The organism is Variovorax pasteuri (assembly GCF_051216435.1).
Classification (GTDB): Bacteria; Pseudomonadota; Gammaproteobacteria; order Burkholderiales; family Burkholderiaceae_C; genus Variovorax.
Genome location: NZ_JBPJZS010000004.1, coordinates 202748 through 224744 on the forward strand (window position 1 = coordinate 202748; position 21997 = coordinate 224744).

The 21997-nt window shown below is 66.2% G+C and carries 22 protein-coding genes; 7 read left to right on the forward strand and 15 right to left on the reverse strand.

The features are described 5' to 3' along the window. Window positions 1–30 precede the first annotated feature (30 nt). From ACSFBM_RS17315 to ACSFBM_RS17340, 6 genes are all read left to right on the forward strand, one after another. Window positions 31–528, forward strand: a complete 498-nt coding sequence (locus ACSFBM_RS17315; RefSeq protein ID WP_435485435.1) for a GNAT family N-acetyltransferase — start codon at window positions 31–33, stop codon at window positions 526–528. Between the two features lie 66 nt (window positions 529–594). After that, on the forward strand, window positions 595–909 hold the full coding sequence (locus ACSFBM_RS17320) for a toxin-antitoxin system YwqK family antitoxin (protein ID WP_435485436.1): 315 nt from the start codon (window positions 595–597) through the stop codon (window positions 907–909). Window positions 910–1001: 92 nt separating this feature from the next. After that, window positions 1002–1631 (forward strand): DUF2268 domain-containing putative Zn-dependent protease, encoded by a 630-nt coding sequence (locus ACSFBM_RS17325; protein WP_435485437.1) that lies wholly within the window; start codon window positions 1002–1004, stop codon window positions 1629–1631. Between the two features lie 67 nt (window positions 1632–1698). Beyond that, window positions 1699–2118 carry a hypothetical protein gene (locus ACSFBM_RS17330; protein WP_435485438.1) on the forward strand — a complete coding sequence of 140 codons (420 nt, stop codon included), beginning with the start codon at window positions 1699–1701 and terminating at the stop codon, window positions 2116–2118. 329 nt (window positions 2119–2447) lie between these two features. Further along, entirely contained in the window at window positions 2448–2861 is a 414-nt protein-coding gene (locus ACSFBM_RS17335) for a hypothetical protein (protein WP_435485439.1), read from the forward strand. 178 nt (window positions 2862–3039) lie between these two features. Beyond that, window positions 3040–3426 (forward strand): hypothetical protein, encoded by a 387-nt coding sequence (locus ACSFBM_RS17340; RefSeq protein ID WP_435485440.1) that lies wholly within the window; start codon window positions 3040–3042, stop codon window positions 3424–3426. Window positions 3427–3514: 88 nt separating this feature from the next. On the opposite strand, the gene ACSFBM_RS17345 is transcribed toward ACSFBM_RS17340, so the two are convergent. The 10 genes from ACSFBM_RS17345 to ACSFBM_RS17390 all read right to left on the reverse strand — a co-directional run bounded on the left by ACSFBM_RS17345 (window position 3515) and on the right by ACSFBM_RS17390 (window position 13994). Further along, window positions 3515–3751: a hypothetical protein gene (locus ACSFBM_RS17345; protein ID WP_435485441.1), complete on the reverse strand. Its 237-nt coding sequence runs from the start codon at window positions 3749–3751 to the stop codon at window positions 3515–3517. A gap of 110 nt (window positions 3752–3861) precedes the next feature. Then, window positions 3862–4752, reverse strand: coding sequence for an NAD(P)-dependent oxidoreductase (locus tag ACSFBM_RS17350; RefSeq protein ID WP_435485442.1), 891 nt, complete (start codon window positions 4750–4752; stop codon window positions 3862–3864). A gap of 9 nt (window positions 4753–4761) precedes the next feature. Next, complete coding sequence (locus tag ACSFBM_RS17355; RefSeq protein ID WP_435485443.1) at window positions 4762–6210, reverse strand: aldehyde dehydrogenase family protein; 1449 nt, start codon at window positions 6208–6210, stop codon at window positions 4762–4764. A 43-nt stretch (window positions 6211–6253) separates the two neighbouring features. Continuing rightward, entirely contained in the window at window positions 6254–7654 is a 1401-nt protein-coding gene (locus tag ACSFBM_RS17360; RefSeq protein WP_435485444.1) for an amidase, read from the reverse strand. Window positions 7655–7658: 4 nt separating this feature from the next. Continuing rightward, window positions 7659–9152 carry an ABC transporter substrate-binding protein gene (locus ACSFBM_RS17365; protein ID WP_435485445.1) on the reverse strand — a complete coding sequence of 498 codons (1494 nt, stop codon included), beginning with the start codon at window positions 9150–9152 and terminating at the stop codon, window positions 7659–7661. 46 nt (window positions 9153–9198) lie between these two features. Further along, complete coding sequence (locus ACSFBM_RS17370; RefSeq protein WP_435485446.1) at window positions 9199–10017, reverse strand: ATP-binding cassette domain-containing protein; 819 nt, start codon at window positions 10015–10017, stop codon at window positions 9199–9201. Beyond that, on the reverse strand, window positions 10014–11030 hold the full coding sequence (locus tag ACSFBM_RS17375) for an ABC transporter ATP-binding protein (protein WP_435485447.1): 1017 nt from the start codon (window positions 11028–11030) through the stop codon (window positions 10014–10016). The genes ACSFBM_RS17370 and ACSFBM_RS17375 overlap by 4 nt, the downstream gene beginning before the upstream one ends. Before the next feature lie 7 nt (window positions 11031–11037). Then, the gene (locus ACSFBM_RS17380) at window positions 11038–11913 is read right to left on the reverse strand and encodes an ABC transporter permease (RefSeq protein WP_435485448.1); all 876 of its coding nucleotides are present in this window, start codon (window positions 11911–11913) and stop codon (window positions 11038–11040) included. After that, a complete protein-coding gene (locus ACSFBM_RS17385) occupies window positions 11910–12860 on the reverse strand; it encodes an ABC transporter permease (protein ID WP_435485449.1) in 951 nt (316 codons plus the stop codon). The genes ACSFBM_RS17380 and ACSFBM_RS17385 overlap by 4 nt, the downstream gene beginning before the upstream one ends. A 39-nt stretch (window positions 12861–12899) precedes the next feature. Further along, entirely contained in the window at window positions 12900–13994 is a 1095-nt protein-coding gene (locus tag ACSFBM_RS17390) for a tartrate dehydrogenase (protein WP_435485450.1), read from the reverse strand. A gap of 370 nt (window positions 13995–14364) precedes the next feature. On the opposite strand from ACSFBM_RS17390, the gene ACSFBM_RS17395 reads away from it, so the two are divergent. Further along, the gene (locus tag ACSFBM_RS17395; RefSeq protein WP_435485451.1) at window positions 14365–15222 is read left to right on the forward strand and encodes an aldo/keto reductase; all 858 of its coding nucleotides are present in this window, start codon (window positions 14365–14367) and stop codon (window positions 15220–15222) included. A gap of 15 nt (window positions 15223–15237) precedes the next feature. Here the strand turns inward: ACSFBM_RS17395 and ACSFBM_RS17400 are convergent, their stop codons facing one another. The 5 genes from ACSFBM_RS17400 to ACSFBM_RS17420 form a co-directional block, all read right to left on the reverse strand. Continuing rightward, window positions 15238–16734: a nucleobase:cation symporter-2 family protein gene (locus ACSFBM_RS17400; protein WP_435485452.1), complete on the reverse strand. Its 1497-nt coding sequence runs from the start codon at window positions 16732–16734 to the stop codon at window positions 15238–15240. Window positions 16735–16903: 169 nt separating this feature from the next. Then, window positions 16904–18679: an EAL domain-containing protein gene (locus tag ACSFBM_RS17405; RefSeq protein ID WP_435485453.1), complete on the reverse strand. Its 1776-nt coding sequence runs from the start codon at window positions 18677–18679 to the stop codon at window positions 16904–16906. A 105-nt stretch (window positions 18680–18784) separates the two neighbouring features. Next, window positions 18785–19549: a GntR family transcriptional regulator gene (locus ACSFBM_RS17410; protein WP_435485454.1), complete on the reverse strand. Its 765-nt coding sequence runs from the start codon at window positions 19547–19549 to the stop codon at window positions 18785–18787. 13 nt (window positions 19550–19562) lie between these two features. After that, on the reverse strand, window positions 19563–20300 hold the full coding sequence (locus ACSFBM_RS17415; RefSeq protein ID WP_435440773.1) for an aspartate/glutamate racemase family protein: 738 nt from the start codon (window positions 20298–20300) through the stop codon (window positions 19563–19565). 26 nt (window positions 20301–20326) lie between these two features. Next, the gene (locus ACSFBM_RS17420; RefSeq protein WP_435485455.1) at window positions 20327–21823 is read right to left on the reverse strand and encodes an NCS1 family nucleobase:cation symporter-1; all 1497 of its coding nucleotides are present in this window, start codon (window positions 21821–21823) and stop codon (window positions 20327–20329) included. Window positions 21824–21997 lie beyond the last annotated feature (174 nt).

Below are 21997 nucleotides of genomic sequence, written 5' to 3' on the forward strand. Positions count from 1 at the left end.
TTAAGGTGCGAACTTTCCCAAGGAAACGGAATGCATGTCGATTTGGTGTCCGAGGCCCAGCATGAGTCGCTCATCGATCTCCTGATCGAACTGCATGGTTTTTATAGCGAGAGCGCCCCCGTCTCGCGTGAGATTGTTCATGACCACCTCATTGCCAATTTGCTCGCGCCAAGTTCTCCTCACCAACTCGTGGTCGCCGGGACAGGTGGTCGGGTCGTCGTTGGGTTGGCTGTTGTCACCTGGGTCTTTTCATTGGTCGACTTCAGTGCCGAAAAACGCAAACACTGCCAGCTGAAAGAGCTATACGTGAGCTCGTCCCACCGCAGTGCCGGTGTAGGGCGAGCGCTCATGTCATGGGTGGCAAGAACTGCTATGGCGAGGGGTTGCAATCGCATCGATTGGCCAGTCAAAGCGGCAAACACGCGCGGCATTCTTTTCTACGAAGGGCTCGGCGCGGCTCAGGTGCGCGACAGAATCAGCTTCAGGCTGGAGGGTCCGGCATTGGCCAAACTTGCAGGCCGTGTCTAGAGACCGCAGTCGATCATAACCTCACCTTCACAACCGCCTACCAATTCGCCCGTCAACGCCAAAAGCATGACCATCGACGCTGACCTCGACATCGCCGAGATTCCATATGATTCGGGAGCCATCAGGTTCCGCTATGCCAGGGTATTGGCCCCAGACAGGACGCGATGGATACGGCACGGTCTCTTCGTTGAGTACCACGAGAACGGCACGGTGGTGTCCGAAGGCCGCTACGTTGATGGCAAGGAGGACGGGCTTTGGCGGGACTTCCATCCGAACGGCCAGCCTGCAGCCGAGGGAAGCTATCGCGACGGCAAGGAAGTCGGTGTGTGGCGGTTCTGGAATCCCGACGGGACCGAAGAGCAGAGCACGAGTTTCAACTGACGATGGCAGCGGACGGTCGGGTGCGATTTCCGAAGCACATGCGCACTGCCCGCAAGGCGGCCAAGAGTCGGCCAACTTGTATTGAAAGCAACATGACCATCACCTTTCACTTCCTTGACGCCGGCGGGCAATTAGCGCCGTGGTTGCCGCGGGCGCGCGAACTGCTGTCATCAGTGGAGGGTGATGTAGCGAGATTGCTCCATGCAGGTCAAAATGATGTTGTGACTTACGCGTCTGATGAAGTGATTCCCGAGCTTGGTGTCAATGGGTTTGCCGAGGGGCGGCACCTCCTGCACCTGAAGCTGAACCCCAAAAATACCAACTTCGTAAAGCATTTCGAGACGGCGACTCCAGCTCTGTTTGCCCACGAGGTTCATCATTGCGTGCGGGAGGGGAGCGTTGGCTACGGCGCAACGTTGCGCGGTGCATTGATATCCGAAGGCCTCGCATGCCACTTCGAGGCTGAGGTCACGGGACGCACGCCCTTTTACGCGACCGCGCTGTCGCCTGCGCAAGTTGATGCCATGCTGCAACGCATGTTGCCGCAATTGGATGCCGCTTGGTACAGCCATGCCGCGTGGTTTTTCGGCAGTCCGCGCGAAGAGATTCCAAGGAACTGTGGCTACTCGGTGGGATTCAGCCTCGTAGGCAACTATTTGACGCGCAATGGCTTGACGGCGAGTGGCGCGGTTGAAGTGCCAGCAGCGGCTTTCTTTGGCTAGAACGCGCGCTGTGCAGAAGGCAGAAGGCAGAAGGCGGCCCAAAGCAGCCACACGAATAGGTTCACCAGTGCCTCGAAAAATCACTTCCATCGCCCGCGACATCGCTAAGTTTGCGCCCACCGAGGACGGTGACTGGCGCCGCTTGGATGCCCTACTTGTTGAGCTTTGGCAAGTCGACGGTGCAGAACGAGCGATTCCTGAAATGCTGAGCGTTTTCGAGCGCTACCCCGAGGAAGATGGACACGGGGTGATGTGGAGCATCGTTCACGGATTAGAAGGGCTCCCGAACTACGAGCCCGCTCTTCTCGGTTCCTTGAGGCGGCAGCCAAGCGACCTCGGCATTGTCATGGTAAGCCGCATGTTGAACGCTGGTATCACTGAGATCGATGGCGTTTCGTTGCTGTTGACACTGGAGGAGATCGCGACCACCGCGTCGTCGCCGTACCTCAGAGAAGCGGCGCTCAGTGCGGCGTCGCGGCCACATTGATCGAGCGCTGTGGAGTACATCGACTGACTGCTTGGGGCCCATTGCACCGGGCCTATGACAGGCTACAGTCGGCCAGGAGAGTATTTTGACGTGAGCCGGTGTCCGTCCGCTCCAAGTTGAACGTGGAGTTGCAGCGTTCTTGACGCGCCTTCGTGCGGCCTCAAGATAAGCGGGCAGATCCGAATGGCACCATCATCGGAACAATCACACGAGGGAGGTCGAGTTTGTTGGTCATACGTCCCAGTAGCCACATCGCGGCGGACCTAAGTTCGTGCGATCGCGCATCCGTCACCATTTCCCGGAAGTCTCGAGAAGTACTTGCGGCATGCTTGCCCGCCGACTATCTGTCCTTGGTCGACGTCGTTGGCGCGCAGGAACTTGCGGGGGACTTCGTACTGCTGGATCTGGCGGAGATGCTGCATGAGACTGCTGGCAGAGATCATCCAATGATTGACCTTGGGAAGACTTGGTGGGTTATTGGCACCTCAGGCACTGGCGATGCATGGCTGCTGAGGCGAACGGAATTCGCCTCCAGGGTTGCGTTTCTCGACCACGACCAGGGAACCAGTGCGCAGGGGATCGATATGGGCATCGACTTCATGCAATGGCTTCAGTTGGCCGACCTGATGGCACAGGTGGAGGAATCTACGTGCAGTCCCCCACACGTTGGCGAAATTGCTTTGGCAATGAACAGTTTGTCCATGGGCTTGTCAGAGCGCTATCCGTACAAGCTGGACGTTTAATTCGCAGAGGGGGCGGCGCTCGATGACTGCTGCCGCTGCGAGGCAGCGCTTCGGCGAAGTCCAGTCACGGACAGCTCCAGGCCCTGCGCCGCTGGCAGTGTTCAGGTTACAGTCGGCGGCGGATTCAACTGGTCGGTGCAACCTACTAACCACTGCTTAGGCAGAAGGAGTGTTGCATATGACTACGCCTACAGCTACCTACATCACTGTGGACTACGACAAGGTCGGCAACCGCACGCACGTTCACACGCGGCTGCGCGACCACTCGCTGGACGTTCGCCTGAACGAGAACCTCGTCGAGCAGGAGAGCGACCGGTACTTCCGGTACGACGCGATGAACCGGCAGACGGTGGTGAACGCGCGCAGCGCGGACGGGCAAGACCTGGGCCCCGAGGGCCACCGCATCCAGTACAACGCCAACGGCAACCGCGAGAGCGACACGCATGCGGGCGTGCGCATCGTGGAGCAGGGTGGTGAGGGCAGCGGGCAGCGGGCAGTGGGCGATGCAGAACGGCGAGATCACCGAGCGCTACGGCTACGACAACCTGAACCGGCTCTCAAGTGACGTGCTGACCCGCGTGTCGACGCTGTCCGATAGCCGCATCTGAGAATGGCTGCCGCATAACTGGATATCGGCCGACCATTCTTTGCCATCATGGGAAGGTCAAGTCCAAACCGAGCATGCTGCTGAGGCCGAAGGTGAGGAGCGAGAGGCCCAGGAGCGATAGCACGAAGATTGCGGCCACCTTGCCGCCCGCGCGTAGCACCGCGCTCTGCTTGTCCTTCTGCTTCTTCTCTCGCTCATAGTGCCACTTGATGGCGAAGAACATGCCCGTGCCGAACACGAGGACCTTGAACGTAACGAAGACTACAGGGACCCAATCCATCATTTGGAGTATTTCCAGGCTATGACTTGACACTAGCTATTGTGACGAGCACTGGTCTGCAACTAGCCACAGCCGCATGCGCCCCGAACAGGGGCGATGCACAGGGCAAAGAATCAGCGCAGCGCTTCGACCAGATCCAGCACCATCCGGTCGCCACCAAACTTCTCGACGGCTTGAGTCAACAGCGCATCGACAGCCTGCGCAATGCCATGGCTGGAAGCAGACTGCTCCGCCATGTCGTTGTAGTACCCCAGGTCCTTCTTCGCATTGGCCATCGAGAACTTCAGCGAATCGGTGCTGCCCGTCAGCAGCTTGGGCTTGACGCGTTCCAGTGCCACGCCGTTGCCGCCGCCCTTGGCCAGCACGTCCACGAACACATCGGGCTTCACGCCCGCGCGCTCGGCACACGCAGCCGCTTCGCACAGCAACGCGACCGTGCCCAGCGACACGAAGTTGTGCAGCAGCTTCATTGCGTGGCCCGCACCGGTGCCGCCCACGTGCGTGATGTTCTCGGCAAAGCAGCGCAGCAGCGGCAGGCAAGAGTCGAGCACGTCGGCGTCGCCACCCACCAGGAGGTTCAACCGGCCTTCGGCCGCTTCCTTCGCGGTGCGCGTCATCGGCGCATCGAGAAACTTGCCGCCCTTGGCGCTTACCGCCTCGGCCACCTTGGCGGTGGAGGTGGGCACGGCCGTCGAGCAGTCGATCACCACCGTGCCCGGGCGCAGCGCGCTCAAGGCGCCCTTGTCGCCCAGCATCACAGCCTCGACCTGCGGCGTACCCGTGACGCACAGGATCAGCACGTCGACCTGCGCGGCCAGCGCGGCCACGTCTTTCACCGACGTGGCGCCCGCCTTCAGCAGGCCGTCGATGGGCTGGTTGCCCGCGTGCTCCAGCACCGTCAGCTGGTGGCCGTGCTTGACGATGTTGCTCGCGATGCCGTGGCCCATCAGGCCGACGCCGACGAGGCCCACGCGGCGTGGGGTTTGTTGTTCAGTGGTGGTCATGGGTGAGTGTCATCCGTGCTTGATTGCGATCGTCTTGAGGGTCGTGAAGCCGAGCAGGGCCTCGAAGCCCTTCTCGCGGCCGAAACCGCTCGATTTCACGCCGCCGAAGGGCAGTTCTACACCACCCGCCGCACCGTAATTGTTCACGAAGACCTGGCCGCAGTGCAGCTTGTGCGCCATGCGCAGCTGGCGCGCGCCGTCGCGCGTCCACACGCCGGCCACCAGGCCGAAGTCCGTGCCGTTGGCCAGGCGCACCGCCTCGGCCTCGTCCTTGAAGGGCATCACGGCCAGCACCGGGCCGAAGACCTCGCGCTGCGCCAGGTCGCTGTCGTGCGGCACATCGCGAAACAGCACCGCCTCCTGGTAGTAGCCGGTGGCCGATGCATTGGGCGACACCGTGCCGCGCGCGGCCACCTTCAGCCCGCTGGCCTCGGCCGTCGCGACCATGTCGCGCACCTGACGGAACTGCTTTTCGTTGATGAGCGGGCCCATGTCCAGGTCTTCCGCCGGCGTGCCCGCCTTCACGGCCGTGAAGCGCTTGGCGAGCCGCTGCAGCACTTCTTCATAAACCGACTGCTCCACCAGCACGCGGCTGCCCGCCGAGCAGGTCTGGCCCGCGTTCTGGATGATGGCGTTCACCAGCACGGGCTCGGCCGCGTCCAGGTCGGCGTCGGCGAACACGATCTGCGGCGACTTGCCGCCCAGCTCCAGCGTCACCGGGCAATGGCGCTCGGCGGCGGCCAGGCCCACGCTGCGGCCCGTCATGGTCGAGCCCGTGAAAGAAATGTGGTCGATGCCGGGGTGCGCGCACAGCGCCGCGCCGGCTTCCTTGCCGTAGCCCGTCACCACGTTGAGCGCGCCCGCTGGAAAGCCGACCTCGGTGGCGATCTCGGCCAGGCGCAGCAGCGAGAGGCTCGCGTCTTCGGCCGGTTTCACCACGCAGGCGTTGCCCGCGGCCAGGGCTGCGCCCACGCTGCGGCCCGCGATCTGCATCGGGTAGTTCCAGGGCACGATGTGGCCCGTCACGCCGTGCGGGTTGCGCACGGTCAGCACGGTGTAGCCGCGCTCGTAGGGCAGGGTGTCGCCGTGCAGCTTGTCGCAGGCGCCGGCGTAGTACTCCATGTAGCGGGCCAGCGCGGTCGCGTCGTTGCGCGCCACGCGCAGCGCCTTGCCGGTGTCGCGGGCTTCGAGCTGCGCAAGCTCCTCGTGGTGCTGCAGCACGGCGGCGCCGAGCTTGGCGAGCAGCCGGCCGCGCTCCAAGGCGGTCGTGGCGCCCCAGGGGCCGTCGAAGTTGTCGCCGATGGCCCGGCGCGCGGCGCGCACGGCGGTGTCGACGTCGGCGGCGGTGCCGCGTGCGATCTCGCCGAATTTCTGGCCGTCGCTCGGGTCGATCACGTCGATGGTGGCGTGGCCTTCGGACGGCGCGCGGCGCGCGTCGATGTAGTGGGTTGCGTTCATGTGTCTTGTCTCCTTGCGGTCGGCGTCATTGGACGCCGAGCTGTCATTTCGGTTCCGGCCAGGGTCTTTGCGCGTCGCGGATCTGCTCGAACGCGCGGCTGAACTGCAGCACGCCCAGGTCGTCGAAGCGGCGCCCGGCAATCTGCAGGCCGATGGGCAGGCCCTCGGCCGAGTAGCCGCAGTTGATCGACGCGGCCGGCTGCTCCGACATGTTGTACGGCACCGTGAAGCCGATGTGCTCCAGCGGGCGCATCGGGTCGTTGGTGGGCGAGGCATGCTCGGCGGGCGCGGGCAGGTTCGGCGACACCGGCGACAGCACGAAGTCGTAGGCCTTGGTGGCAGCCACCGTGGCCGCGCGCGTGGCCACGAACTGGCTGTAGCCGTCGAAGACCTGCGCGCCCGAGAAGCCGGCTGCGCTCTCGGCCCAGTCGCGGATATACGGCAGGATCCTGGCGCGCTGCTCGGCCGTCATGGCCTGCATGTCGAGGCACGAGCGCATGCGCCAGAAGTGGTCCATGCCCTGCAGCATCGCCGGCGTCATGAAGGCCGGAATCTCTTCGATGTGCGCGCCCGCGGCCTCGATGCGCTTGGCGGCACGGCGAACGGCATCGGCGATCTGCGGGTCCAGCGGCAGGCCGCAGCCCGCGTCCATGTGCAGCGCCACGCGCTTGCCCTTGATGAACGACGGGTCGACCTCGAAGGCGTTCCAGTCGATGGTGGGCGTGGGCAGTTCCGAATAGTCGCGGTCGTCGGGCTGCGCGACCGAGGCCATCATCAGCGCCGAATCGGCCACGGTGCGCGTCATCGGACCGGCGCAGCGGCCCATGTAGGGCGAGCTCAGCGGAATGCGCCCGAAGCTGGGCTTGAGCGTGTAGATGCCGCACCAGCTCGCCGGCAGGCGCAGCGAGCCGCCGATGTCGGTGCCCACGTGCAGCGGGCCGTAGCCCGCAGCGGCGGCCGCGCCGGCGCCCGCGCTGGAGCCGCCGGGCGTGCGCGACAGGTCCCACGGGTTGCGCGAGAGTTCATGAAAGCTCGACAGGCCCGACGAGAGCATGCCCAGGTCGGGCATGGTGGTCTTGGCGACGAGCACGGTGCCGTCTGCCTTCAGGCGCGCAGCCGGGGGCGAGTCCTGCGCCTGCGGCACGAGCGCGTAGGCGGCGGTGCCCAGGGGCATCGGGTCGCCTTCGGTCGCGAGGTTGTCCTTGATGGTCACGGGCACGCCGTCGAGCGTGCCGCGCGGGGTGCCGGCCAGCCAGCGTGCCTCGGACGCGCGCGCCTGCTCGAGCGCGAGTTCGGGGCGGAACAGCCATGTCGCGCGCAGCTCGGGCTCATAGGCCGCGATGCGCTCGTTGACCGAACGCGCGACCTCCACCGGAGACAGCTCCTTGGCGGCGTAGGCTGCGTGCAGTTCCTGCACGCTCAGTGAATACAGAGGCTTGGTCATTGCATCAGCTCCACGAAATGGCGGCCAGGTCGTTCACCACGATCGGCATGCTCGGCCACAGGCCCTTCACTTCCTTGCGCGCGATGGTCGGGAACACGGCCTGGTACAGGAAGCCGTTCACCGCGTCGGTCGCCAGCTGGCGCTGCGCTTCGGCCAGCAGGTCGGCGCGGCGCTTCTTGTTCTCTTCGTTCTGGATGGTCACGAACAGGTCGCGGAACTTCTTCGAGTCGTAGCCCCAGTAGTAGTCGGGCTCGGTGTACTTCACCAGGTCGAAGGGCTCCACGTGGGCCACCATGGTCAGGTCGAAATCGTGCGCGCCGCCGAAGGTGCCGCTGAGCCACTGGGCCCATTCGACGTTCTGAATCTTCACGTTGATGCCGATCTGCGCGAGCTGCGCTGCGATCATCTCTCCGCCCTGGCGTGCATACGAAGGCGGGGGCAGCTGCAGGCGCAGTTCGAGCGGCGTCTTCACGCCGGCCTCTGCCAGCAGCTTCTTCGCCTTCTCGATGTCGAAGGGGTTGATCGCCGTGGTGTCGATGAAGCCCGGCGCGCCCATGGCGTAGTGGCTGCCCAGCGGCTTGCCGAAGCCGTCTGCCGCGCCCTGGATGATCGCGTTGCGGTCGATGGCCGCCAGGATGGCGCGGCGCACGCGCACGTCGTCCAGCGGCTTCTTGCGGTTGTTGATCGTCAGGATCACCTTGCCGCGTGTGCCCACTTCGATCACCTGGAAGCGCGGGTTGCCCTTGAACTGCGCCACCGAGCGCGTGCCCGCGCGCGGGAAGATGTCGATGTCATTGGCCATCAGCGCGGCGGTCTGCGCCGCGGTGTCCGACATGAAGCGGAACACGAAGCGCTCGGTCTTCGCCAAGTTCGGGTCGCGGTAGGTCGGCGACTTCACCAGCGTGCACGAGGCGCCGCGCTGCCAGGCCGCGAGCTTGTAGGGGCCGGTGCCCACCGGTGCGGTGGCGTTGGTGTCGGCGCTCTTGGGCTCGACCAGGCAGGCGGTCGACTGGCCCAGCATGAACGGCAGGTCGGGGTTGGGCAGCGTGCTGTTCACGCCCACCGTGTGCTCGTCGAGCACCACGGTGCCGATCTCGCTGAAGAAGCGCTTGTCCTTGTTGGTGCTCTTGGCGCCGCCTGCGCGGTCGAACGAGAACTTCACCACTGCCGCGTTGAAGGGCTGGCCGTTCTCGAAGCGCACACCCTTGCGCAGCTTGAAGACGAAGGTCTTCATGTCGGGCGACGAAGACCAGCTTTCGGCCAGCATCGGCGTGACGGAGCCGTCGGCGTTCACCTTGGTGAGCGTCTCGAAGATGTTGTATTGCGTGATCTCGGCAATGGCCGACGCGGCGCCGGTGGTCGGGTCCAGGCCTGGCGGTTCGAGCGGCATGCCGATCGTCAGCGTGTTCTTGCCCGCCTGCGCGCGCGCCTGGGGCAGAAAGACACCCGGGATTGCCGCGGCCATGGCGGAAGTCATGAGTGTGCGTCGCTTCAACATTCGGTAGCTCCTGGAGGTTGGATGGAAAAGAGAGCGCCGGCCGCGGCTAGCGGGACGGCGTGTGCAGCACGGCCGACAGCAGCGTGCGCGTGTACTCGTGCTGCGCGTGGGCGAACAGGTCGGCGGGGCGGCCGCGCTCCACGATGCGGCCCTTGAAGACCACGCAGACTTCGTCGCACAGGTGGTTCACCACCGCGAGGTCGTGGCTGATGAGCAGGTAGCTGATGCCGAACTGCTGCTGCAGGTCCTGCATGAGGTTGAGCACCTGGGCCTGCACCGACACGTCGAGCGCGCTCACGGGCTCGTCGGCGACGATGAGCTTCGGCCGCGTGATGAGCGCGCGCGCAATGGCGATGCGCTGGCGCTGGCCGCCCGAGAACTCGTGCGGGTACTTGTCCATGTCGGTGGTGCGCAGGCCCACTGCGGCCAGCGCTTCGGAGGCGCGTTCGCGCTGCTCGGCGCGGCTGGTTTCGGCCAGCGCCTCGAGCGGCTCGGCCACGATGCGTGCCACGGTCTGGCGCGGGTCCAGCGAGCCGTAGGGGTCCTGGAACACCATCTGGAAGTCGCGCCGTGCGGTGCGCAGCGCGTCTTTCGACAGCGTGTGCAGGTCGCGGCCTTCGAGCGAGACGCTGCCTGAGGTCGGTGTGTCCAGCGCCATCACCAGCCGCGCGATGGTCGACTTGCCCGAGCCCGATTCGCCGACGATGCCCACGCTCTGGCCGGCGTGCACGTCGAAGCTCACGCCGTTGAGCGCCTTCACGGTGGGCGGCGGGCCGAAGAGCTTCTCGCGCGGCAGCGCGTAGTGGCGGTAGAGGTTGTTCACGGACAGCAGGGGCTGGCCGGGGGTGATCGTGGACTGGCTCATGCGGAGAGAACCGTGGTGGCGGCCTGGGCGGTCCTGGCCTCCAGGGCTGCAATTTCACCCAGCCGCAGGCAGCGCACGGTGTGGTCGTTCGGCAGCAGCGTGGGTTGCGGCCGCGTGCTGTGGCACAGGTCGATGGTGTGGGCACAGCGCCCTGCGAAGGCGCAGCCGCGTGGCATGTCCACCAGCTCGGGCACGCTGCCGCGGATGGTGGGCAGCCGCCCGGCGCGCACGGCGCCGAGGGCAGGGCGGGCCGCGAACAGGCCGCGCGTGTAGGGGTGGGCGCGGCCGGCGAAGACCGTGTCGGTCGGCCCGCTTTCCACGGCGCTGCCGCCATACATCACGAGCATGCGTTGCACGCTGTTGGCGATCACGCCGAGGTCGTGCGAGATCAGGATCAGCGCCATGCCCATTTCCTTGACCAGGCCCTGGATCAGGTCGAGCACCTGCTTCTGGATGGTGACGTCCAGCGCCGTGGTGGGCTCGTCGGCAATCAGCAGGTCGGGGCCGCAGGCCAGCGCCATCGCGATGCCGATGCGCTGGCGTTGGCCGCCGGAGAACTGGTGCGGGTAGGCGTCGAGCCGCGAGGCCGCATCGGGAATGCCCACGCGGTCGAGCAGGCCCAGTGCTTCCTTGCGCGCCTGTGCTTTCGTCAGCCCGCGGTGCAGCTGCAGCGGCTCGCCGACCTGGCGCGCGATGGTGTGCACCGGGTTCAGCGCGGTCATGGGCTCCTGGAAGATCATGCCGATGCGGTTGCCGCGCACCTGGCACATCTGCTTTTCGGGCAGGCCGACGAGCTCCTGCCCGTCGAGCTTGATGCTGCCCGTGACCTTGGCGGTCGAGGGCAGCAGGCCCATGAGCGACATCACGGTGATCGACTTGCCGCAGCCCGACTCGCCGACGATGCCCAGCGTTTCGCCGCGCTCCAGCGAGAACGAAATGCCGCGCACGGCCTGCGCCGGCCCGCGCTGGGTCTGCAGGCCGATCTGGAGGTTGTTGACTTCGAGGAGGGGCATCGTGTTCTCAGCGTGCGCGGGCAAGGCGTGGGTCGAGCAAATCCCGCAACCCGTCGCCGAGCAGGTTCAGCCCCAGCACCGCGAGGGCGATCGCCATGCCGGGGAAAACGGCCAGCAGCGGCTGCTGGAACATGAGGGTTTGCGCCTCGCTGAGCATGCGGCCCCACGAAGGCTGCGGCGGCTGCGTGCCCAGGCCCAGGTAGGAGAGCGCGGCCTCCGCGAGGATGGCGATGGCGAAGCGAATGGTGATCTGCACGATCAGCACGGCCGAGATGTTCGGCAGCACGTGCTGCATGGTGATGGCGAACGACCCCTTGCCGCAGGCGCGCGCCGCGGCCACGTACTCGCGCGACCAGATGGCGTTGGCCGATGCGCGCGTGATGCGCGCGAAGGTAGGGATGTTGTAGATGCCGATGGCCACGATGGCGTTCACGATGCCCGCGCCGAACACGGCGGTCATCATGATGGCCGAGAGAATGGCGGGAAACGCGAGCGTGAAGTCCGACAGGCGCATCACCGCTTCTTCGACCCAGCCGCGCTTGGCCGCCGCCAGCAGGCCCAGCGCCGTGCCGACCACGAGGCCGATGCCGACTGCGATCACGCCCACGAGGATGGACGCGCGCGCGCCCACCAGCAGCAGCGAACCCACGTCGCGACCGAATGCATCGGTGCCGAGCCAGTGCGATGCGGAAGGCGCCTGCATCTTGTTGGCCATGTCCATCGCATAGGGCGACCACGGTGTCCACACGAAGGAGAGGAGTGCGGCAATGAGCAGCAGGGCGGCGAGCACGCCGCCGATGACGAAGCTGCGATGCTGCAGCGCACGACGCCAAAAACCGGGAACCTTGAGCGCCGCAGCGCTCGGAGCTGTGATCGCGTTCATATGTCGCTGGCCTTGATGCGCGGGTCGATCACGGCGTACAGCACGTCGACCACGAAATTCACGATGACCACCATGGCCGCGAGCAGCATCACGCAGTTGCGCACCACGATCAGGTCGCGGTTGCTGATGGCCTGGAAGATCAGCCGGCCCAGGCCCGGCAGGTAGAACACGTTCTCCACCACGATGGTGCCGGCCAGCAGCTCGGAGAACTGCATGCCCATGACGGTGATGACCGGGATCATGGCGTTGCGCAGCACATGGGTCCACAGCACCATGCGCTGCGACACGCCCTTGGCACGCGCGGTGCGCACGAAGTCTTCGCGCATCACTTCGAGCACCGCCGAGCGCGTGATGCGCGCAAGGATCGCGGCCTGCACCACGGCCAGCGACAGGGCAGGCAGCAACAACGACTTGATGCCCGCGAAGAAGCCTTCGCCCCAGCCCTCGAAGCCACCGGCGGAGAACCACTGCAGCTGCACCGAGAACACGAGGATCAGAAGAATCGCGAACCAGAAATTGGGAATGGCGATGCCGACCTGGGCCATGCCCATGAGGCCGACGTCACCCATCTTGTTGTGGCGCGCGGCGGCCGTGACGCCGACCAGCAGCGCGATCACGACCGTGAGGGCCATCGCCATCATGGCGAGCGGCACGGTGAGCGCCAGGCGTTCGAGGATGAGGTCGAGCACGGGCGAGCTGTAGGCGTAGCTGTCGCCGAGGTTGCCGGTGAGCAGGCCGGCGATCCAGTGCCAGTAGCGCGTCCATGCGGGCAGGTCGAGGCCCAGCTTGGTGGCCAGGGCGGCCACGGCCTCTGGCGAGGCATCGGGGCCCATGAGCATCTGCGCGGCGTTGCCGGGCAGGATCTCCAGCACCAGGAACACGATGATCGATGCGCCGACCAGCGTGCCGAGCAGCGTCAGCGTGCGCTTCAGCAGGAACAGGCCCATCTCAGTCTCCTCGGCCGCGAAGGGATGAGGGGCGTTGCATCATGCGGAGTTGCCGGCCGAAATGCATTCAGCAATCGCCCGGCCCACATCCACCGTGTTGGCCGTGCCGCCCATGTCACGCGTACGCGGACCTTCGCTCAGCACGGTCTCGATGGCCGAGATGACGGCGGCCGAGGCCTGGGCATACACCGGGTCGTTGTTGCCCAGGTGGTCGAGCATCAGCGCGGCCGACCAGATCTGGCCGATGGGGTTGGCGATGCCCTTGCCCGCGATGTCGGGCGCCGAGCCGTGCACGGGCTCGAACAGCGACGGGGACTTGCGCTCCGGGTTCAGGTTGGCCGACGGCGCAATGCCGATGGTGCCCGTGCAGGCCGGGCCCAGGTCGGACAGGATGTCGCCGAACAGGTTGGAGGCCACCACCACGTCGAACCAGTCGGGGTGCTGCACGAAGTGCGCGCACAGAATGTCGATGTGGTATTTGCTCGTCTTGATGTCCGGGTGGCGCTTGGCAATTTCGGCCAGGCGCTCGTCCCAGTAGGGCATGGTCACCGAAATGCCGTTCGACTTGGTGGCTGCCACCAGGTTCTTGCGCGGGCGGCGGCTGGCGAGTTCGAACGCGTATTCGATGATGCGGTCCACGCCCACACGCGTGAACACCGACTCCTGGATCGCCATTTCGCGCGGCGTGCCTTCGAACAGCCGCCCACCCACCGAGGTGTATTCGCCCTCGGTGTTCTCGCGCACCACCAGGAAGTCGATGTCGCCCGGCTTGCGGTGCGCCAGCGGGCCGGGCACGCCCGGCATCAGCCGCACGGGGCGCAGGTTGACGTACTGGTCGAAGTCGCGGCGGATCTTGATCAGCAGGCCCCACACGGCAATGTGGTCGGGCACCTTGTCGGGGTCGCCCACGGCGCCGAAGTAGATGGCGTCGTGGCCCTGGATCTTCTCGGCCCAGTCGGCCGGCATCATCAGGCCGGTGCGCACATAGTGGTCGGAGCCCCAGTCGAAATGGTCGTACGAGAAGTCGATGCCGAAGCGTCGGCCCACGGCGTCGAGCACGCGCAAACCTTCGGGCATGACCTCGACGCCGATGCCGTCCCCGGGAATGACGGCAATCCTGTGCTTTTTCTGCATTCGCTCAACCTGTTCCAAATTCGTTGCATGACCGTTGCGAGGGGCGCCCGCGCTCGTGGCACGGGGCAGGTGAAAAATTCTAGGAGCGGGCAGTGGGCGGATCGATGGGGTTGGCACCCAAACGACCTTGACAAAATCAGAAGGCCTGGAAAGCGGCCGTCACTCTGGAAGTCGGCGATTGGCTGTCACGAAACTGACTTGGACTTCGCAAAATGAGAAGGCAAACAACGCGTCGGGGCGGTTGGGCACACCGGCCGCCTGCACGATTCATGGACGTGCCGGCCCCGGCCATCGTGCGAGCTGCGAGCGCCCCTGTGGCTGGCGTTGTCGACCGGCTGACGCGGTCTTGCGCCGCCCGTACCATGGGCCGATGCGAACACTTCCACTCCCCACCGGCGGCGAGATGCCGGTTCTCGGTCTAGGCACCTGGCGCATGGGCGAAGACCCGGGCCATCGCGCGGCCGAGGTGAAGGCGGTGCGCGAGGCCATCGCGCTGGGCTACCGCCTGATCGATACCGCCGAGATGTACGGCGAAGGCGGCGCCGAAACCGTGGTCGGCCAGGCCATCGCCGAGGCGCTGCGCGCGGGCGATGTGCGGCGCGACGAGCTCTTCGTCGTGAGCAAGGTCTACCCGCACAACGCCAGTCGGCGCGGCACGCGCGAGGCCTGCGAGCGCAGCCTGCAGCGGCTGGGGCTCGACGCCATCGACCTCTATCTGCTGCACTGGCGCGGCAACCATCCGCTGCGCGACACCGTCGCGGCAATGCACGCGCTGGTGTCCGACGGGCGCATCGGCCACTGGGGCGTGAGCAACTTCGACACCGACGACATGCAGGAGCTGGCGCAGTTGGTCGGCAGCGGGCCGGCCTGCGCGGCCAACCAGGTGTACCTGTCGCTGGGCGAGCGCGGTCCAGAGTTCAGCCTGCTGCCCTGGCAGCGTGAGCGCGGCATGCCGCTGATGGCTTACAGCCCCATCGACCAGGGCGCGCTGGCCGGCGACGATCGGCTGGGTGAGCTGGCTGGTCGCCTGGGTGTGACGGCGGCGCAACTTGCGCTGGCTGCGGTGATTGCGCGGCCCGGCGTCGCCGCGATTCCGAAGGCGGTGCGCAGCGCGCACCTGAAGGAGAACCTGGCCGCCGCCGAGCTGCAACTCGATGCGGCGACCCTGGCCGAACTCGACCGTCTGCACCCACCGCCGCGACGCAAGTCGCCGCTGGCGATGATCTAGGGCCCTAGCAGGAACTCAGTGCGCCTCGGCCTGCTTGGCCGCTGCAATGACAGCCTGCTCGTCGTGCTTGGCGCCGTTCAGGAACAGATTCAGCAGCACCGCCGCAATCGACGCCAGCAGGATGCCCGACTCGATCAGCGAATGAATGGCGTGCGGCATCCACTGCTTGAAGTTGGGCGCAATGAGCGGGATCATGCCCACGCCGATGGACACGGCCACGATCATCGCGTTGTGGCGATTGGTCTTGAAGTCCACGCCCGACAAGATGCGGATGCCGGTGGCGGCCACCATGCCGAACATGACGAGGCCCGCGCCGCCCAGCACCACGGTGGGCAGCGACTCGATCAGCGCGGCCATCTTCGGCAGCAGGCCCAGCACGATGAGGATCGCGCCGCCGGCCACGCACACGTAGCGGCTCTTGATGCCGGTGACGGCCACCAGGCCCACGTTCTGCGAGAAGCTGGTGTACGGAAAGGTGTTGAAGATGCCGCCGATGAGCGTGCCCAGGCCGTCGGTGCGCAGGCCGCGGGCCAGGTCCTTCTGCGTGATCTTGCGATCCGTCATGTCGCCCAGCGCCAGGAACATGCCGGTCGATTCGATCATCACCACGATCATGATGAGCGTCATGGTGAGGATCAGGATCGGGTCGAACTGCGGCATGCCGAAGTGAAAGGGCAGCACGATGTCGACCCACGCGGCCTTGCCCACCTTCTCGTAGGTCATGAGGCCGGTGACGGACGCCACCACCGCGCCGATCACGATGCCCAGCAGCACCGAGATGTTGGCGATGAAGCCCTTGGCGTACTTGACGATCAACAGAATCGACACCAGCACCAGCGCGGCCACGCCGAAGCCCGAGAGGTCGGCGTACTTGGGGTTGGGCACGGTCGGCATGATGGCGAAGCCCTTGGGCACCGCGGGAATGGAACTGCCGGGGGAGGTGACCTCGGCCAGCCACTTCGCATACACCGGGTCCACCAGCGCCGGCGCCGTGGGGCCCACCGGGTTGCCGAAGATCCAGTTGATGCCCACGCGCATCAGGCTGATGCCGATGACCGCGATGATGGTGCCGGTGACCACCGGCGGAAAGAAGCGCAGCATGCGGCTCACCAGCGGCGCGATGAGGATGGACACCACCCCCGCGCCGATGATGGCGCCGAACAGCAGCTGCGCGCCGTTCTGTCCGGGGTTGGCGTTGGCGATGGCCACCATGGGTGCGACGGAGGCGAAGGTCACGCCCATCATCACCGGCAGCTTGATGCCGAAGAACTGCGTGGCGCCCAGCGCCTGGATGAGCGTGGCGATGCCGCAGCAGAACAGGTCGGCCGAGATCAGCAGCGCGACCTCGTCGGGCGAGAGCTTGAGCGCGCGCCCGACGATGAGCGGCACCGCGACGGCCCCCGCGTACATCACCAGCACGTGCTGCAGGCCCAGCGCCGCGAGCTTGCCTGTGGGGAGCCGCTGGTCCACGGGATGCACCGCAGGGACTGGGGAGGAAGTGTCGGCCGTCATCGTGTATCTCCAGTGAGAGAGAAGGCGTGGACGGCGCGTTTCAGGGCGGCGTCCACACATCGTGTACGCGAAACTGTATACAGTTTATGCTCACAACTGCTTCAGGAAAACCCGAGGAGGCTGTCGCCCGCAAGCACGGTGGCCGGTGCATGCCGCACCGACGCAAGGATCAGGCCGGCCGTGCGCGCGCCTCGCGCACCGTGAGGCCGGACGGTGCCTGCTTGGCATCGTGCTTCGCGATGGCCGCCTCGCCGGCCACGTCTTCGGCATGCCGGAACATGCCCGGCGGGATGCGCACCGCGCCGATGGCCAGCGTGGAAAAAGGCGTGAAGCGGACCACGCCCTGGCGGTCCTCGCCTTCGATGCCGCCGGCCTGGCGGTCTGCCTCGTCGTAGAGGTCGCGCGCCAGGCGGTTGAAGTCGTCGATCACGGCGGTGCAGCGCCGCTGCCAGTCGGGGCTCTGGAACAGCACCAGGAAGTCGTCGCCGCCGATGTGGCCCACGAAGTCGCGGTGCGGGTCTGCGTGCTGCGCCGCCACGCGCGCAAGCAGCAGGATCATTTCGTCCCCGCGCCAGTAGCCGTAGTGGTCGTTGAACACCTTGAAGTGGTTCAGGTCGGCGTAGCAGGCGGCAAAGTCGGCGCCGCTGCCGAGCAGGCGGGCGATATGGATGTTGATGGGAATGTTGCCCGGCAGGAAGGTCAGCGGGTTGGCATGCCGCGCGGCCTCGATGCGCGCCTCGGTCACCGCGCGCACCAGCTGGTCGCCCCTGCCCAGGCCGATGTAGTGCTTCTTGTGCGTGACGATGAAGCCCTCGCTCAGGTAGCGCTGGTCTTCCGACATCAGGATGCCCAGCAGGCTCTCGACGTTGTCCTCCCGCTCCACGATGCGCGGCGACTGGCTGCCGTAGGACAGGCAGGGCCGGCGCCCGTGCACCTCGCGGAAGTACATGCGCGCGTAGTCGTTCATGAACGACTGGCGGTTGATCAGCGCCACGGGGCGGCCCTTGTCGACCACCGCGAGGGCATGCAGCTCGGGGTGCTTCTGGAAGAGGGCCGAGACTTCGTCGATGGGCGTCTGCGGGCTGAGTGCCGGTGCGTGGATGACCGACAGGCTGCGCAGCACGTGGGGCTGCGAGGGCTGGGCGGCGTGCGGCATCACCGCGATGCGGGTGTCGCGCACGAGCTGCGCCACGGGCGCGGGCAGCGTCGGCTGCAGGGCCGGCGCCGGCTGGCCCAGCAAAAAGCCCTGGCCGTAGGCAATGCCCAGGTCGCGCAGCACGCGCAGGTCTTGGGCGTCTTCCACGCCCTCGGCGATGAGCTCGGTGCCCATGGCGTGGCCGAAGGCGACGATGGCGCGCACCAGTTCCACGCTCTGCGGGGAGCTCGCGATGCCGCGCGTGAGCTGCTTGTCGAGCTTGACCAGATCGGGCTGCAGGTCTCTCCAGCGCCGAAGGTTGGAATGGCCTTCGCCGAAATCGTCCAGCGCAATGCGCGCACCCATGGCGTGCAGCGCCTGCACGGCGCGCTGCAGCGCCTCGGCGCTGCCGGTGGCGCGCTGCTCCGTGAGCTCGACCGTGATGTCGCGCGCGGCGATGTCGCAGCGCGCGAGCATGCGTTCGAGCCAGCATGCCGAGCCCACGCCGCCCATGGCCGCGGTCAGCGCATCGGGGCTCAGGTTCACGAAGAGCCGGCCCGGATCGTCCAGACGGCTCCACTCGGTGAGGACGATCTCCACGCAATGCAGCTCGAATTCGGTCAGCCGTGACTCGCTGGCAGCCAGCGCGAGCAGGGCCTCGGGGTTGTGCAGCGCCGTGCTGGCAGGCCCCCGCACCAGGGCTTCGTGCCCGAAGATCGTGCCCTGGCGCAGATCCACGATGGGCTGGAAGAAGGGAAGGATGGCGGGGTGCGAGGCGGGCGCGTCGCTGGACCGAGGATGCCGGGGCATGGGTGTGAGTCGGTTCAGCGGAGGTGTATCCGCGGGAAACTCGGGGCCCATCCGGGGTGCAGCATGACGGGATTGTGTGACGGTCGGGTCGGCTGCCGTTGCCGCTCAGGCCAGCAGGGCCTTGACGAGGTCGAGCTGGCGGTCCGGCTTGCCTGTGCCTAGCTCCAGGCTGGCCTCGATGCGCAGCAGGTGCTCGTTCATGTGGGCGACCGCGCCTTCCACCTCTCCCTTGCGGCACAGGCGCAGGAACTCGGCGTGTTCGTCCGACGAGCAGTGCGGGTCGTTCGACGAGTGGTAGAGCATGGCAATCAGCGAGCTGCGCGCCACCAGTTCACGCACCAGTCCGGCCAGCGTGCGGTTGCCGGTGGCCTCGGCCAGCGCCACATGGAAGTCGCCGAGCAGCTTTTCGCGCACGGTGCCCGTGGTGGTGGTCTGGCGCAGCGCGGTGCGCTCGAACTTGATGTGCTGCTCCAGGGCCTGGTAGTCGCGTGGCCGCGCCGCGGCGATGAACAGGCGCACCACTTCGCTCTCCAGGATGCGGCGCACCGCGAACACCTCGCGCGCCTCTTCCACCGAGGGCTGGCAGACGAAGGCGCCCTTGTCGGGAATCATCTCGATGAGCTTGTCCTTCGACAGCATCAGCAGTGCGGCGCGCACCTTGGTGCGGCTCACCGAATACACCCGGCCCAGGGCTTCTTCGCGCAGCCAGGTGCCGGGCGGCAGGCGCTTTTCGACGATCGCGGTGGCGATGTCGTTGGCGATGCTTTCGATGGAGCTGGTCTTGTCGGCAACGACCGCCCCGGTGTCTGCCGGGACGGGGGCGGCCGGTTCGGCAGGAGGAGGGGAAGATTTGGAACTGGCGCGGGGCATGCAGGATTGTGGCCTAGCGCGGGAGGGTAAAGCCCTCCAGCGCGCCGATCATCCGTTTGGGCAGGGGCGTTGCCAGTTCTCCGCGCTTGCTGGTGCGCAGCTTCAGGGTGACGAGCGACTCGATGAGCTTGGTACCCGCGGCCACGCCGTCGATCACCGGCACGCCGAGCACGCGCTCGATGTGTTCGCACAGGTCGGTCATGCCTGCGCAGCCCAGCACGATGCAGTCGGAGCCGTCTTCTTCCAGTGCGCGCCGGCATTCCTCGACGATGCGCTCGCGGGCGTTGGAGCCGGGTTCCTCGAGCTCCAGCACCGGCAGTTCGCAGGCGCGCACGTTGGCGCAGAAGCGCTCCATGCCGTAGATCTCTGCCAGGTGCCAGGCCTGGCCGATGGTGCGCCCCAGCGTGGTCACCACGCTGAAGCGGCTGCCGACCATGCTGGCCAGGTGCATGGCCGCCTCGGCGATGCCCACCACCGGGCCGCGTGCCAGTTCGCGCGCGGCCTTCAGGCCCGGGTCGCCGAAGCAGGCGATCACGTAGCCGTCGATGCCGTCGCGCTCGCCCGCCGCGATTTCCTGCAGCAGCCCCGGCACGGCCAGCGCCTCGTCGTAGTGGCTCTCGATGGAAACCGGGCCCATGGCCGGGCTGACCGCGACGATTTCAGTGCCGGCGTGCGCCACCGCGCGGGCGCAGGCCCCGATCTTCTCGGTCATGCTCCAGGTGGTGTTGGGGTTGATGATCTTGATGCGCACGGGGCGTCCCTTTCTCTTTCAGTGTTTCAAGTCTTGTTGTTGCGGTTCAGCAGCGCGTAGAGCACGAAGCCCAGGCCCATGCCGATGAACCATGCATAGTTCGCGCCACCGCGCAGCGCCGGCACCATCACGCACAGGATCGGCACCAGCGCCGACGGCACCAGCGCCATGATCGCCTTCGGGTTGTAGCCCCCGCTGTACCAGTACTCGCCCTGCGGGCTCATGGTGTAGAGCGCGTCCACGTCGATGCGCTGCTTGCGCACGATGTAGTAGTCGGCAATCAGGATGCCGAACAGCGGGCCGATGAACGAACCCAGCACGTCGAGCGTGTAGTGAATGACCTCGGGGCTGTTGTAGAGGTTCCAGGGCGTGAGGAAGATCGAGCCCACCGCGGCGATCATGCCGCCCGTGCGCCAGCTGATGTGCTGCGGTGCCACGTTCGAGAAGTCGAAGGCGGGCGAGACGAAGTTGGCCACGATGTTGATGCCGATGGTCGCGATCATGAAGGTCAGCGCGCCCAGCACCACCGCGGTGGTGCTGTCGATCTTGCCCACGGTGTGCACCGGGTCGGTGATGAGTTCACCGAACACCGGCAGCGTGGCGGCCGTGGTGATCACGGTCAGCAGCGAGAAGAACACGAAGTTCACCGGCAGGCCCCAGAAGTTGCCCTTCTTCACCGCGTCGAAGCTCTTGCCGTAGCGCGAGAAGTCGCCGAAGTTGAGCATCGGGCCGCTGAAGTAGCTCACCACCAGCGCAATGGCCGAGAGCATGACGGGCAGCGCGTCCCAGCCCTGGAACTTGATGCCGCCCAGGTTCAGGTCGATCTTGCTCCAGCCCGCCTTCCACACCAGCCAGCCGCACAGCACCGCCATGACGATGTACACGGCCGGTCCGGCCCAGTCGATGAACTTGCGGATGGCTTCCATGCCGTGCCAGAACACGAAGGCCTGCAACACCCACATAACCATGAAGGCGACCCAGCCCAGCGCCGACAGGCCCACGAAGCCGTGCTGCGACACCTCGGCATACGGCGCGAGGTTGGGAAACATGTGCAGCGCCAGCACCATGAAGGCCGCCGAGGCGAGGTACGTTTGCACGCCGTACCAGGCCACCGCGATCAGCCCGCGGATGATCGCCGGGATGTTGGCGCCCAGCACGCCGAAGGACGCGCGGCACACCACGGGGTAGGGCACGCCCGTTACCTGGCTGGGCTTGGCCACGAGGTTGCAGAAGAACTGCACGATCACGATGCCCACCAGCAGCGACACCAGCACCTGCCAGCTCGACAGGCCCAGCGCGAACAGGCTGCCGGCGGTGATGTAGCCGCCCACGCTGTGCACGTCGGACATCCAGAACGCAAAGATGTTGTATTGGCCCCAGGTCTGCTTCTTCAGCGGCGCGAGGTCCTCGTTGGTCAGGCGCGGGTGGTAGCCCGGCTTGATGAGGGCGTTCGATGATTCCGCGTGCGGCGCAATGCCGGCTTCGCTCGCCCCCGCGGGGGCCTGGCTGACGACTGTGCTCATGGTCTTTCCTCGTGCGGGTGAGTTGGGTTTGGAAACCCGTTTTGACGCAAATCTCGCGCCGGATTGTCGGATGCGATATTTGTATACAAAAACTGCACGCAATCAAGACCATTCGGGGAATCATATATCCGTAGATTCCCTGATGCGCTGCTGATGCGCATGGCGCGCGGGCAA